The sequence below is a fragment of the Rhodococcus jostii NBRC 16295 genome, from assembly GCF_001894825.1.
Classification (GTDB): Bacteria; Actinomycetota; Actinomycetes; order Mycobacteriales; family Mycobacteriaceae; genus Rhodococcus_F; species Rhodococcus_F jostii.
In genome coordinates this window covers 14,468-27,572 of record NZ_BCWY01000099.1, presented here as the reverse complement: position 1 = coordinate 27,572, position 13,105 = coordinate 14,468, and the positions used below count along the sequence as shown (strand labels likewise).

Below are 13,105 nucleotides of genomic sequence, written 5' to 3'. Positions count from 1 at the left end.
CCGAGCCCATGGACGGCGCCGCCGCCGAGCCGGAACCCGCCGCCCTATCGGAGACGGCCACCCCCGCGGCGCCGGGCTGGATGGACACGACGGGGGCGCCGACCCGGATGCTGCTGCTGCGCCACGGGCAGACCCCGCTGTCCGTCGATCGGCGGTACTCGGGTCGCGGGAACCCGGCCCTCACCGACCTCGGGCAGGCGCAAGCGAACGGCGCGGCCGGACGCTTCGCCGGCAACAGCGGAATCGCGGCGGTGGTGTCCTCGCCGCTGGGCCGCGCACAGCAGACCGCCTCGGCTGCGGCGAAGGTGCTCGGACTTCCGGTCACCGTGCACGAGGGCCTCACCGAAACCGACTTCGGGGAGTGGGAGGGCCTCACGTTCCGGGAAGCTGCGGAACGCGATCCGGAACTGCACCGCAAGTGGTTGTCGGACACGTCGGTGTGCCCGCCGTCGGGGGAGAGCTTCGATGAGGTGCGCGAGCGGATCCTGAAGGTCCGCGACGATCTCACCGCCACCTACGCCGGCTCCACTATCCTGGTGGTCACGCACGTGACCCCCATCAAGACGCTGTTGCAGCTGGCGCTCGACGCGGGACCGTCGCTGCTGTACCGGCTGCACCTGGATCTGGCGTCGCTGAGCATCGCCGAGTTCTACCCCGACGGCGGCTCGTCCGTCCGCCTGGTCAACGACACCTCCCACCTGTGAGTACTTATTAACCGCCCGCGGTTAGGAAGTACTCACAGGCCCAGAGGGCAACGACCGCGGCGAGCAGGGTCAACGGGGTGGTCACCAGCGCGAGAACGGTGAAAGTCCGTAGATCCGCGGGGGATCCGGCTCGCGCGGCCACCCGCCGCCACAGCATGATCGCCAGCGACCCCACATAGGTGAGGTTGGGGCCGAGATTCACACCGAGCAGCATCGCCAGAACGAGCGTTGCCGGGGCGTGGGGCCCGAGCGCTGCCAGTAGGAGCAGCGTGGCGGGGAGGTTGTTTACCAGATTCGCGGCGACCGCGGCGACGACGGCCATCGTCAGCAGCGCTACGAACGACGTGTCGGTCGGCAGCCGCGCGCCGATCCAGTCGCCGATCGGACCGTTCGCGACGCCGGCCACGACGACGCCGAGGACCAGGACGAACGCGCAGAACCACACGTCGACGGAGTACACGATGCGTCCGAAGTCGGTACGGCCGTCGCGCAGCGCGACGACGCCGAGCACGATCGCTCCGGCCGCCGCCACCCACCCCGGCGCGACCCCCACGAAGCCGGACACCGCGAAACCGACGAGTGTCGCCGCGATGATCGACAGGGCCACCGTGGGTGCGGGTGGATCGCGAGTCGGCTCCGGGTCGGCGTCCGGCCGAACCAGGTGGCGCCGGAAGAATATCCGGAACAGGATCAGTTCGACGATGATCGCCACCGCCCAGGGCAACGCCATGACGGCGGCGAAATGCAGGAAACTGAGCCCGGTCGCGGAGAACGCGATGAGGTTGGTGAGGTTCGAGACCGGCAGCAGCGTCGATGCCGTGTTCGACAGGTGAGCGCTGGCGTAGGAGTGCGGCCGCGGATCCATCCGCAACGAGCGGGCCGTCGCGATCACCGCCGGGGTCAGCAGAACCACCGTGGCATCGAGACTCAACACCGCGGTGGTGAGTGCCGCGGCCCCGAACACGAGCGTCAGCAATCTCTTCGGGTCTCCGCGTGCCCCGCGTCGCAGCCTGGCCGCGATCCAGGTGAACACACCCATGGCGTCGGCGAGATGCGCGAGAACGAGGATCGCCGCCAGGAACCCGACGGTCGGGGCCATCGCGGTCACTTCGTCCCACGCCTGCGCGGGTGTCACCAGACCGGTGGCCAGGGCGACGACGGCCGCCGGTGCGGCCGCGACGATCTCGGGGAGCCGGCGAGGACGGACGACCGCGAAGACGAGGACCGCGGCGACGAGCGCCACTGCCAGAACGGTCACCGGCGAGTCACTTCAGGAGCTTGAGGAGGGTGCGCAGATTCCGGGTGGTGGTGGAGGCCTTCAGCTTGGCGGAACCGGTGCTCTTGCCGAATCTGCTCTTCAGTGTCATGCCCCGCTCGACCTCCCAATACAGGACGCCGTCGCCGGCCTGGATCTGTTCGACCTCCGGATCCAGCTCGTCCCGGATGCTCAGAAGTGTGTTCAGGACCTCGGGTTCGGGCGTCACCAGCACGTACGGGTGCCAGCCCTCTCGCTCGGGATCGAACGGATAGTTGTCGACGATCTGCCGGACCGTGTCGAGGTCGAGGACGAAAACCCAGGCCTCGTACTTGAATTCGGCACGAAGCCCGGCTTCGATCTCGCTCTTCAGCGCGGGAATGTCGTCGCGATCGGAATCGAACAGCACATTGCCCGACGCGAGGACGGTCTTCACGTTCTCGAATCCCAGATCGACGAAGGTGCTGCGGAGGTCGGCCATCTTGATGTTGATGCCGCCCACATTGATACCGCGCAGAAGGGCGGCGTATCGGGTCATGCTCAGACCATAGTGCGGCGGCATGACACGTTCACGCGAACTGTAGTCTGATCGGGCGGACGAGTTGGCCGGGCGGCCGCGGCACAGGGAACCAGCACGTGAGTGCACAGGCCCCGAGTCGAGGAAAGTCCGGACTCCACAGAGCAGGGCGGTTGTTAACGGCAACCCGAGGTGACTCGCGGGACAGTGCCACAGAAAACAGACCGCCGGCGCCACACCCTCCGGGGTGAGGCGTCGGTCAGGGTGAAACGGTGCGGTAAGAGCGCACCAGCACCCCGGGTGACCGGGGTGGCTAGGTAAACCCCGCCCGGAGCAAGGTTGAAGGCCGCATCGGATCCTCCGGGATCCCGGTGCGGCTGCGCAGGTGTTCGAGGGCTGCTCGCCCGAGCCTGCGGGTGAACCGCTCGAGGTACCCGGCGACGGTGTATCCAGATGGATGGTCGCCACCCGGCGCTTCGGCGCCGGGGACAGGATCCGGCTTACACGCCAACTCGTCCGCCTCATCCTTGCGCCGGTTGGCGAGATCTCGACCCCGACTGGCAAGTAACAAACAGACCGGTTAGCATCTTTTCCGCATCGGCCCGACCGACCCGAATCGGGGTCGATGTCGGGGCCCGTCGCCCACGTCCGTGGGCGACGGGGCCCCACTGATCCGGCGATAGATGTTACTCGTGATAGCGGTAACATCTGTCCATGGACTTGCCTCATGACATCGCCGGTTCCGGCCCCACATTGGTGCTCGTGCACGGCATCGTGCATCGGCGGCAGGCCTGGAATGTCCTGCTGGACCAGTTGACGCCCTACCGCCGAGTCGTCACCGTGGACCTCCCGGGGCACGGCGAATCGGCGGCGCTCGAAGACGGCGCCGACACGATGGATCACCTCCTCGAGGAACTGAGCGCCTTCGTCCGCTCGGTGACCCCGGCCGGTGAACGACCACACGTCGCGGGGAACTCGCTCGGCGGCTGGCTCTCCCTCGCCCTCGCGGCCCGCGGCGAGGTCGCGTCGGCCACCGCACTCTCGCCGGCGGGATTCTTCGTCAACCGCGCCGATCAGGCCCGCACCATCTACACGTTCCGGGCCCTGCGCGGGCTCACCCGGGCACTCGGCTCGAACGCGCCGAGAGCGCTCGGGTACAAGGCCGTCCGCTACCCCTCGCTGGCCGCCTTCTTCGCGCGGCCCAGTCGAGTGCGGTACGAGGACGCCGTGATCGACGCCCACTCGCTCGCCACCAACACGCTGGTCGACAAGGGGATGACGGCCTCGTTCGACCTTCCGCGCGTCGTCGACGCGACGGTGCCCGTGACGGTCGCCTGGGGGCGGCGCGACTTGATTCTGCCGGTGTATCAGGCGCGGCGGGTGCGCAGATCCTTCCCGCAGGCGCGGATCCTCGTACTGCCGGGCATCGGGCACGTGCCGATGACCGACGACCCGAACCTGATCAGCACGATTCTGCTGGGCGGCAGCTCGTCGAGTTCCGCCGCTTCCCCGCGCTGAGGCCGGACTACCGCGCTTCGGCGACCACCGCGGCGCCGAAGCCGAGGAGGACCGTTCCGGTGATCCGATCCAGGACCCGCCGGACGGACGGCTTCTCCAACGTGGCCCGTGCGCGGGTCAGCAGGATGCTGTATCCGCCGAGCCAGACGATCCCGAGGAGCCCGTGGACGAGCACGAGCAGTGCCAGCGTCGGAGCGGTCGGCCAGCCGGGCGGAACGAGCTGGGGGAGCAGCCCGGTGTAGAAGACCGCGATCTTCGGGTTCAGGAGGTTGGTCAGGAATCCGGCCCGCCAGCTCGACCCCGGCGACGGAACCGGTGCCGGCTCGGCGTCGACGACGGCGCGCCGTCGGGTCCGGCTCTGCCACAGGGTGGAGACCCCCAGATACACCAGGTACATCCCGCCGACGATCTTCACGACGGTGTACGCCTCCGCGGACGCGGCGAGAACGGCGCCGAGCCCGACGACGGTCAGCGCGCCCTACACCATCAACCCGGCCACCACCCCGAACGTCGCCCGTAGCGCGGCGCCGCGTCCCCCGGACAGTCCGGCACGCGTCACCACCGCCATGTCCGGGCCCGGCATGACGGTCATGAGCCCGAGCACCGCAACAGCGGTCACCACGACACCGATCATGGGCCCCAGTATGTCGGGCGTCGTCAGCGCAGCGAAATCCACACTTGACACTTGCCGAGGACGGTGTGCCCGTCGAACGTCACGGTCAGGTCGATGCGTGCGGTGCCTGCGTCCTCGTCGACCTGGGCGGCCTTCGCGACGACGTCGACGACCGCTCCCTCCTCCGGGTCGACGATCACCGGCTTGGTGAAGCGGGCCCCGTAGCCGGTGACCCGTGCCGGGTCGCCGAGCCAGTCGACGACGCACTGGGTGGCGAGCCCGAGCGTGAGCATGCCGTGTGCCAGCACGCCGGGCAGGCCGACGGCATCCGCGACATCGTCCCGGTAGTGGATGGAATTGAAGTCACCGGACGCCCCGGCATAGCGGACGAGGGACTCCCGGGTGAGGTGGTATCGGGCTTTGGCGACGGTGTCGCCGAGCAGGATTCGCTGCGGCGACGTCATTCGTCACCCCTGACGAACAGGGTCGACGTCATGGTGCTCACGTGATCACCTGCGGCGTCGACGATGTCGATGTCGGCGACGAGCAGCGTGTGCGGACCGCGGGACGTCACGTTCGTGACGGTGAGCACGGCGGAGAGTTCGTCGCCCGCGACGACCGGGCGGATGGACGTGGCGTGTTCCGTGCTGTGCACCAGGTTGACCGGCTCGATCCCGGAGGTCGGATCGGCGACCAGCTGAGCGAGTGCCCGTTCCTGCACGATGACGGGAAATGTCGGCGGGGCAACGAGATCGGTGTGACCGGCGGTTCGTGCGCTGTCGACGTCGAACGAGGTGGGATTGGTGGCGAAGACGGCGCGGGCGAACTCCCGGATCTTCTCGCGGCCGACGAGGTAGGGCTCGGTCGGTGGATAGACACGACCCTCGATCTCTGGATTCACTGCCATCAGGTCAGCCTAGAGACGTCCCGTCCCCCGGGCAGGGCGAAGCGTTCGATGATTCGTCACGAAAGTGTCGCAGGCATGCCTGTGCCGTGACGAAGCCCAGATACGACGAAGCCCCCACCGTCACGTGCCGGCGGGGGCTTCGAGGATCGACTGGTCGACAGCCTCAGACGGGATCGACCATCAGCAGTTGGGCCCAGTACGTGGCGCCTTCGGCACCGAGGTAGGGAAGTAGCTGATCAAAAATGATCGTCGACATGCTCGCTCCATTCTCTGTTCGGGCACTGCGCACGGAAAGACGGGCCATCGGCACCGCACTGACCGGCGCCGGGGAACATATCACCGGACAGGTCTCCGAGGGTAACAGTCTGAGCGTGATCCACAACTCCATCCGTCCCACCGGTGCCACACTGAGGACATGACTGACGAAGATCATCTCTGGTACTACAACGTCGAGGACGGCACCGTCACCCAGGGGAAGGCGGCATCGTCGATGTCCCGGATGGGTCCCTACCCCGACAGGGACTCGGCCGAGAAGGCGCTGCAGATCGCCGCGGAGCGGAACAAGGCGGCGGACCGGGCCGACGAGGAGTGGAACAACTAGCGTTGCCGGGAGGGATGAGCGCGAGGTGTCGATGAGCCGTTTCGTAGCGCGCGGAATCGATTTCGGCACCGTGCGCACCGAATTCCACCTGCCGGAGGGCTATCCGCCCGCGGCGGTAGCGCAGGCGCGGGCAGCCTCCGACCGGTACGCGTCCGAGCGGGAGGACCGCACCGATCTGGCGTTCGTCACCATCGATCCGCCCGATTCCCTGGATCTCGATCAGGCGCTGCACCTGGGGCGCACGCGCGACGGTTTCGTCCTGCAGTACGCGATCGCGGATGTCGGCGCCGTCGTGGAACCGGGTGGGGTGCTCGACGTGGAAACGCGGAAACGGGGGCAGACGTTCTACCTCCCCGACGGCAAGGTGCCCCTGCACCCGAAGGAACTGTCGGAGGGATCCGCGAGTCTGCTCCCGGACGTGGACCGCCCGGCGGTGGTCTGGCGGATCGAACTCGACGCCGCCGCCGAACCGCTGTCCTGCACCGTGTCCCGCGCCACCATCCGGTCGGTTGCGCGTCTCGACTACGCCGGTGTGCAGGCCGATTCCGAGGCGGGACGGTTGCATCCGTCCATCGCGTCGCTGCCGGAGTTCGGCAGGCTCCGCACCGCGGCGGCGGTGACGCGCGGGGCGATCGAACTCCGGCTGCCGGAGCAGGAGGTGGTGTCGGACGGGGACGGCTGGCGCGTCGACCTCGCGCCCCGCACCGAGGCCGACGACTGGAACGCCGAAGTCTCGCTCCTCACCGGAATGTGCGCTGCGGCCATGATGCTCGACGCGAAGGTCGGGTTGCTCCGCACCCTGCCGCCGGCCGGGCCGGAGGCCGTCGACGCGCTGCGACGCACCGCGGCGGCGTTGGGAATCGACTGGCCCGAGAGCGTCGGCGTCGGCGCGCTCCTGGCCCGGCTCGACCCGAACTCGGCGTCCACGCTGGTGCTGATGACGGAGGCGCCGTCGCTGCTGCGGGGCGCCGATTACGCCGCGTTCGACGGCGCCCTGCCCGAATTGACCGTGCATTCCGCGATCGGCGCTCCCTACGCGCACGTGACCGCGCCGCTGCGCCGGCTCTCGGATCGGTACTCCACCGAGGTGTGCCTTGCGGTCTCGGCCGGACGGACGGTGCCGGTGTGGGCACGCGACGCTCTGGGTTCGATGCCCGAGATCATGGGCGGCTCGGATTCACTGGCGGGCAAGATCGACCACGCCTGCATCGACCTCACCGAGGCGACCGTGCTGGCGGACCGGGTGGGGGAGACGTTCGACGCGACCGTGCTGCGTTCGCGGAACGGCAAGCGGACCGCGGACGTGTTCGTCCCGTCCGTGTCCGTGATGGCGAAATGTGTGGGCGATCCCGCCGAGGGTGAGCAGGTGAAGGTCAGGCTCGTCTCCGCCGACGTCGTGAAGCGGACCGTCGAGTTCGGTTACCCCGCTTGACGCGTCAGTTGCGGAACCGGTCGGTTGCCTCGACGAGGTGATGGACGATGCCCGGCTCCACAGCGGAGTGTCCTGCGTCGTCGACGATCTCGAGCCGGGAACCGGGCCAGGCCCGGTGCAGGGCCCACGCGCTGGTCGCGGGGCACACCACGTCGTACCGCCCCTGCACGATCACGCCCGGAATGCCCTCCAGCGAGGCCGCGTCGCGGAGCAGTTGGCCCTCCTCCAGGAATCCGCGGTGGTGAAAATAGTGATTCTCGATGCGGGCGAACGCCAGCGCGAACCTCGGCTGCGAGGTCTCCGCCACCCGTTCCGGCTTGGGGAGCAGCGAACTCGTCGCTCCCTCCCACGTGGACCACGCGATCGCGGCGCGCGTCGCGACCCCGGGGTCGTCGGAGCGGAGGAGCCGGTGGTAGGCCTCGACGAGATCCCCGCCGCGCTCCGATTCCGGCACCGGCGCCAGGAACTTCTCCCACAGTTCGGGGAACAGATGCCCGGCTCCGCCGTTGTAGTACCAGTCGATCTCGCTGCGCCGCAGCAGGAAGATGCCGCGCAGCACCAGTTCGGTGACCCGGTGCGGATGCTTCTGCGCGTAGGCGAGTGCCAGCGTGGACCCCCACGACCCGCCGAAGACCTGCCAGCGGTCGATGCCGAGATGATCGCGCAGAAGCTCCACGTCGTCGATCAGACGGCCGGTGGTGTTCACCGACAGATCGGCCCCGTCGGCGACGTGCGGTGTGGAACGCCCGCACCCGCGCTGGTCGAGGAGCACGATCCGATACACCTGCGGGTCGAAGAACTGCCGTTGCGCGGGGTCGGTGCCGCCCCCTGGCCCGCCGTGGAGGAACACGACCGGCTTTCCGTCGGGATTGCCGCTCTGCTCCCAGTACATCTGCTGACCGTCGCCGACGTCGAGGTGCCCGAACTGGTACGGCTCGAGCGGCGGGTACAGGGTGCGCAGCTGTGTCACGGCGTACCTCAGAACCCGATCAGGCCGGACGCCAGATCGGGGATCTCCAGTGCGGTGATCGCCTGCTGCCGGATGTCGGGGCAGGCCGCGGTGGTGATCACGTCGATCCGGCCACGGTCCTGCAGGAAATCGAGCGCGTTGAGGTTGTTCTTCGCGATCCACGTCCCGACCAGACCGTTCAACCCGGTCTTGCCGATGGTCGGGGTGTAGGTGCGCCAACTCTGCAACTGACCTTCGAGGTCGGTGCACAACTGGGCGGCCTGCGCCTCGGTGACCCCACCCGGAACCAGGGCGGGCCCGGGAACCGCGGTGGTGGCCGGTGCCGGCGGCGCGGTGGTGCCGGGTGCGGGTGAGGTGCCCTGCCCGGCGCACCCCGTGACCAGCGCCGCGACCGCCACCGTCCCGGCCGCCGCGACGGCCAGGCGGTGACGACGTCCGGTGCCCCGCACGCATCGCTGTCGCATGAAGATCCCCCTCGAATGTGTGCCGGCCCGTGAGTCGAGGGCGACCTAGAAGCTGTGCTCTTCTGCCGGGAACGTTCCGGCGCGTACCTCGGACGCGTAGGCGGCGGCCGCGGTACGCAACTCGTCACCGACGTTACCGAAGCGCTTGACGAACTTCGCCGTCTTGCCACTGGTGTAGCCGGCCATGTCCTGCCACACGAGGACCTGGGCGTCGCATTCGATGCCCGCGCCGATGCCGACGGTGGGGATGGTGAGCTTCCGGGTGACCTGGCCGGCGATCTCGGCGGGCACCATCTCCATGACGACGGAGAACGCGCCGGCTTCCTGCACGGCGATCGCGTCGGCGACCAACTGCTCGGCGGCGTCGCCGCGTCCCTGCACGCGGAAACCGCCGAGCGAGTTGACGCTCTGCGGGGTGAACCCGACGTGGGCCATGACGGGGATGCCTGCCGCGGTGATGGCGGCGATCTGCGGCGCGACGCGCTCGCCGCCCTCGAGCTTGACCGCGTGCGCCAGCCCCTCCTTCATGAACCGGGTCGCGGACGCGAGGGCCTGTTCGGGGGAGCTTTCGTAGCTGCCGAACGGCAGATCGGCCACGACCAGGGCGTGCGGCGCACCGCGGACGACGCCGCGAACGAGGGGGAGGAGTTCGTCGATCGTGACGGGGACGGTGGTCTCGTAGCCGTAGACGACGTTGGCGGCCGAATCGCCGACGAGGAGAACGGGAATCCCCGCTTCCTCGAAGATGCGGGCGCTGGAGTAGTCGTAGGCGGTGAGCATCGCCCAGCGTTCACCCTCGGCCTTCATGGCCTGGAGGTGGTGGGTTCGGGTCTTGCGCTTGGGAACGTCATGCGATGGTGCTGATCCGTAGAGCCGATCTTCTGACGTGCTCGCGGACGACTTGCTATCGGACATCGTTGTCCCTTTCTGGCCTCGAGGCCCTTGGCGGGTCCCCGGGTGCGGGTGATGACGACTACAGTCTGCCACCGGCCCGCAGGGGAGCGAAGGGATCGCACGCGTGCAATAGGTCACATCCGCTGTCCGGCCTCTGACCTGCGGGAAGGTCGTCTCACTCGGAACCCTGGCACGATCGTCCTATGTCGAAGAGTGCTCGGGTACCGGCCGCGTTCGCGGGGTGCATCGCCGTCGTCCTTGTCGTCGCAGGCTGTGCGGGAGGCGGACGGGACGTCGGGGAGGCCGTCGCCGAGCCACCGGCGTCCGAGGCGGCTCCCGCCGGGCCGATCCCCCCGGGGCTCGAGAATTTCTACACGCAGGAGGTGCAGTGGGGCTCGTGTGAGGGCTACAGCACCGACGGGTCTCCGCTCGGCGACAACCTCGACTGCGCCGAAGTCACCGTGCCCAACGACTATGCGAATCCCGCGGGCGCCACTGCCCGGATCGCCGTCTCCCGGTCGAAGGCGACCGGCGACAAGGTCGGATCGCTCCTCGTGAACCCCGGCGGTCCGGGGGCGTCGGGAATCGGACTCGCGTCCGTCGCCGACGGCACCGATCTCGCCGAGCATTTCGACGTCATCGGGTTCGATCCGCGTGGTGTCGGCGCGTCCACACCGCAGGTGACCTGCCTGACCGCGCCCGAGGTGGACGCGAAGCGCAAGGACGACGACACCGACATGAGTCCCGCCGGGATCGCAGAGACGGAGTCCGAGAACCGCGACTACGCCGACAAGTGCACCGAACGCACCGGCGTCGACGTCCTGGCCCACGTCGGCACGTACGACGTGGTGCGCGACATGGACGTCATCCGCGCGGTCCTCGGTGACGAGAAACTGAACTACCTCGGCTACTCCTACGGCACCCGGCTCGGCTCGACGTACGCGGAGACGTTCCCGGGCAACGTGCGCGCGATGGTTCTCGACGGCGCCCTCGACCCCGAGCAGGATCCGACCGAGGAAGTGATCCTGCAGGCGGCCGGATTTCAGGACGCGTTCAACGCGTTCGCCGCCGAATGCATGCAGCAGCCGGACTGCCCGCTCGGGACCGACCCGGCGCAGGCGAACGCGAGGTTCCGGGCGCTCGTCGATCCGCTGATCGCCACGCCCGCCGCGACCACCGACCCGCGCGGGCTCAGTTACACCGATGCGATCACCGGTGTTCAGCAGGCGCTGTACTCGCCGAACCTCTGGGGTCCGCTCCGCGGGGGACTGGAGAGCCTGCAGACGGGGACCGGTGATTCGCTGCTGATGCTGGCCGATCTCTACGAGGGCCGCGCCGACGACGGCACGTACTCGAACCTCAACGACGCCTTCAATTCCATCCGCTGCATGGACGATCCGCCCGTCACCGACCGCGCAGTCGTCGGCGCGGCCGACGTCCGATACCGGCAGGCGGCGCCGTTCCTCGACGACGGTCGCGGCACCGGCAACGCACCGTTGGACGTCTGCGCGTTCTGGCGCGCACCGAACACGGGGTCGCCGCACACGGTCGCCGCGCCGGGCATCCCGCCGGTCGTCGTCGTGTCGACTACGGAGGATCCGGCGACGCCGTATCAGGCGGGCGTGGATCTGGCGAAGCAGATGAACGGTGCACTCGTCAGCTATCGGGGCACCCAGCACACCGTGGTTCTCGACGGTGAGGCGTGCGTCGACGACGCCGTCACCGACTATTTGGTGGACCTCGCGGTGCCGCCCGCGGATCTGACGTGCTGACGCGCGCCTGTGACGGGATCGACCGACGTGCCCGCACGCTGGCCCGATGCGGAATCCGGAAGAGTCGAATCAACGAAGTAACACAGATTTAACGAACTTTGCTTACTCTCGCGGACATGGATCGCCAAAAGGAATTCGTGCTTCGCACCCTCGAAGAGCGCGACATTCGGTTCGTCCGATTGTGGTTCACGGATGTTCTCGGATACCTGAAATCGGTGGCGATCGCCCCCGCGGAACTGGAAGGTGCCTTCGAGGAGGGCATCGGCTTCGACGGATCCGCGATCGAGGGCTTCTCCCGGGTGTCCGAGGCGGACACGGTTGCGAAGCCGGATGCCTCCACGTTCCAGGTTCTGCCGTGGAGTTCGAGCAAGGGGCATCAGCACTCCGCCCGCATGTTCTGCGACATCGCCATGCCCGACGGTTCCCCCTCCTGGGCGGATTCGCGGCACGTGCTGCGCCGTCAGCTGAACAAGGCGAGCGACCTCGGGTTCAGCTGCTATGTGCACCCCGAGATCGAGTTCTTCCTCCTCGAGAACGGGCCCATCGACGGCACCCCGCCGAAGCCCGCCGATTCCGGCGGCTACTTCGACCAGGCCGTCCACGACTCCGCTCCCAACTTCCGCCGGCACGCCATCGACGCACTCGAGTCGATGGGCATCTCCGTCGAATTCAGCCACCACGAGGCGGCTCCCGGCCAGCAGGAGATCGACCTGCGGTATGCGGACGCGCTGTCGATGGCCGACAACGTGATGACGTTCCGTTACGTCGTCAAGGAGGTCGCGATCGCCGAGGGCGTGCGCGCCACCTTCATGCCGAAGCCGTTCAGCGATCAGGCCGGATCGGCGATGCACACGCACATGAGCCTGTTCGAGGGCGACACTAATGCCTTCCACAACCCGGACGATCCGATGCAGCTGTCGGAGACCGGCAAGGCGTTCATCGCCGGCATCCTCGAGCACGCCAACGAGATCAGCGCGGTCACCAACCAGTGGGTGAACTCCTACAAGCGTCTGATCCACGGTGGCGAAGCCCCGACCGCGGCGTCCTGGGGTCCGTCCAACCGGTCGGCGCTCGTCCGCGTCCCGATGTACACGCCGAACAAGGCGTCGTCGCGTCGTGTCGAGATCCGCAGCCCAGATTCGGCCTGCAACCCGTATCTGACGTTCGCGGTGCTTCTCGCGGCGGGTCTGCGTGGCATCGAGAAGGGCTACGAGCTTCCCCCCGAGGCCGAGGACGACGTGTGGGCGTTGACGTCGGCCGAGCGCCGCGCCATGGGCTACCGGGAGCTGCCCGGCAACCTCGACGGCGCGCTGAAGGAGATGGAGAAGTCGGAGCTCGTGGCCGAGGCGCTCGGCGAGCACGTGTTCGACTTCTTCCTGCGCAACAAGCGTCGTGAGTGGGAGGAGTACCGGAGCCACGTGACGCCGTTCGAACTCAAGACGTATCTGGGGTTGTGAG

15 protein-coding genes and 1 other RNA gene are annotated in these 13,105 nt (G+C 68.3%); 7 read left to right on the top strand and 9 right to left on the bottom strand.

The features are described 5' to 3' along the window. Positions 1-704: bifunctional RNase H/acid phosphatase (locus tag RJ1_RS37820; protein ID WP_073368487.1), on the top strand; the 704-nt coding region annotated here is incomplete at its 5' end. 7 nt (positions 705-711) lie between these two features. Here RJ1_RS37820 and RJ1_RS37815 read toward each other — a convergent pair. After that, on the bottom strand, positions 712-1,962 hold the full coding sequence (locus RJ1_RS37815) for an SLC13 family permease (RefSeq protein ID WP_073368473.1): 1,251 nt from the start codon (positions 1,960-1,962) through the stop codon (positions 712-714). Between the two features lie 7 nt (positions 1,963-1,969). Continuing rightward, a complete protein-coding gene (locus RJ1_RS37810; RefSeq protein ID WP_174695070.1) occupies positions 1,970-2,497 on the bottom strand; it encodes a DUF1697 domain-containing protein in 528 nt (175 codons plus the stop codon). 60 nt (positions 2,498-2,557) lie between these two features. Between RJ1_RS37810 and rnpB the strand changes: the two genes are divergently transcribed. Continuing rightward, an RNA gene (rnpB, locus tag RJ1_RS37805) (RNase P RNA component class A) lies at positions 2,558-2,995 on the top strand. A gap of 195 nt (positions 2,996-3,190) precedes the next feature. Beyond that, a complete protein-coding gene (locus tag RJ1_RS37800; RefSeq protein WP_073368470.1) occupies positions 3,191-3,994 on the top strand; it encodes an alpha/beta fold hydrolase in 804 nt (267 codons plus the stop codon). Between the two features lie 7 nt (positions 3,995-4,001). Here the strand turns inward: RJ1_RS37800 and RJ1_RS37795 are convergent, their stop codons facing one another. The 4 genes from RJ1_RS37795 to RJ1_RS37785 are packed head-to-tail and all read right to left on the bottom strand — an operon-like array spanning position 4,002 to position 5,514. Next, positions 4,002-4,466, bottom strand: a complete 465-nt coding sequence (locus RJ1_RS37795) for a LysE family translocator (protein WP_255284938.1) — start codon at positions 4,464-4,466, stop codon at positions 4,002-4,004. 6 nt (positions 4,467-4,472) lie between these two features. After that, entirely contained in the window at positions 4,473-4,628 is a 156-nt protein-coding gene (locus tag RJ1_RS48245; RefSeq protein ID WP_240319734.1) for a hypothetical protein, read from the bottom strand. A gap of 23 nt (positions 4,629-4,651) precedes the next feature. Then, the gene (locus RJ1_RS37790; RefSeq protein WP_073368468.1) at positions 4,652-5,071 is read right to left on the bottom strand and encodes a MaoC/PaaZ C-terminal domain-containing protein; all 420 of its coding nucleotides are present in this window, start codon (positions 5,069-5,071) and stop codon (positions 4,652-4,654) included. Then, positions 5,068-5,514 carry an FAS1-like dehydratase domain-containing protein gene (locus RJ1_RS37785; RefSeq protein ID WP_073368466.1) on the bottom strand — a complete coding sequence of 149 codons (447 nt, stop codon included), beginning with the start codon at positions 5,512-5,514 and terminating at the stop codon, positions 5,068-5,070. The genes RJ1_RS37790 and RJ1_RS37785 overlap by 4 nt, the downstream gene beginning before the upstream one ends. Before the next feature lie 415 nt (positions 5,515-5,929). On the opposite strand from RJ1_RS37785, the gene RJ1_RS37780 reads away from it, so the two are divergent. Next, positions 5,930-6,115: a hypothetical protein gene (locus tag RJ1_RS37780; protein ID WP_073368463.1), complete on the top strand. Its 186-nt coding sequence runs from the start codon at positions 5,930-5,932 to the stop codon at positions 6,113-6,115. A 31-nt stretch (positions 6,116-6,146) separates the two neighbouring features. After that, a complete protein-coding gene (locus RJ1_RS37775) occupies positions 6,147-7,547 on the top strand; it encodes an RNB domain-containing ribonuclease (protein WP_073368482.1) in 1,401 nt (466 codons plus the stop codon). 4 nt (positions 7,548-7,551) lie between these two features. Here RJ1_RS37775 and pip read toward each other — a convergent pair whose 3' ends face one another. Genes pip through panB form a run of 3 tightly spaced genes read right to left on the bottom strand, consistent with a single transcriptional unit; the run spans position 7,552 to position 9,896 of the window. Then, entirely contained in the window at positions 7,552-8,517 is a 966-nt protein-coding gene (pip, locus tag RJ1_RS37770) for a prolyl aminopeptidase (RefSeq protein WP_073368460.1), read from the bottom strand. Positions 8,518-8,525: 8 nt separating this feature from the next. Then, on the bottom strand, positions 8,526-8,987 hold the full coding sequence (locus RJ1_RS37765; protein ID WP_083400454.1) for a hypothetical protein: 462 nt from the start codon (positions 8,985-8,987) through the stop codon (positions 8,526-8,528). Between the two features lie 39 nt (positions 8,988-9,026). Beyond that, on the bottom strand, positions 9,027-9,896 hold the full coding sequence (gene panB / locus RJ1_RS37760) for a 3-methyl-2-oxobutanoate hydroxymethyltransferase (protein ID WP_073368455.1): 870 nt from the start codon (positions 9,894-9,896) through the stop codon (positions 9,027-9,029). Positions 9,897-10,078: 182 nt separating this feature from the next. Between panB and RJ1_RS37755 the strand changes: the two genes are divergently transcribed. Both RJ1_RS37755 and glnA read left to right on the top strand, forming a co-directional pair. Next, positions 10,079-11,647, top strand: a complete 1,569-nt coding sequence (locus RJ1_RS37755) for an alpha/beta hydrolase (RefSeq protein WP_073368453.1) — start codon at positions 10,079-10,081, stop codon at positions 11,645-11,647. A 116-nt stretch (positions 11,648-11,763) separates the two neighbouring features. Next, positions 11,764-13,104: a type I glutamate--ammonia ligase gene (gene glnA / locus RJ1_RS37750; RefSeq protein WP_073368451.1), complete on the top strand. Its 1,341-nt coding sequence runs from the start codon at positions 11,764-11,766 to the stop codon at positions 13,102-13,104. The last annotated feature ends 1 nt before the right edge of the window (position 13,105 follow it).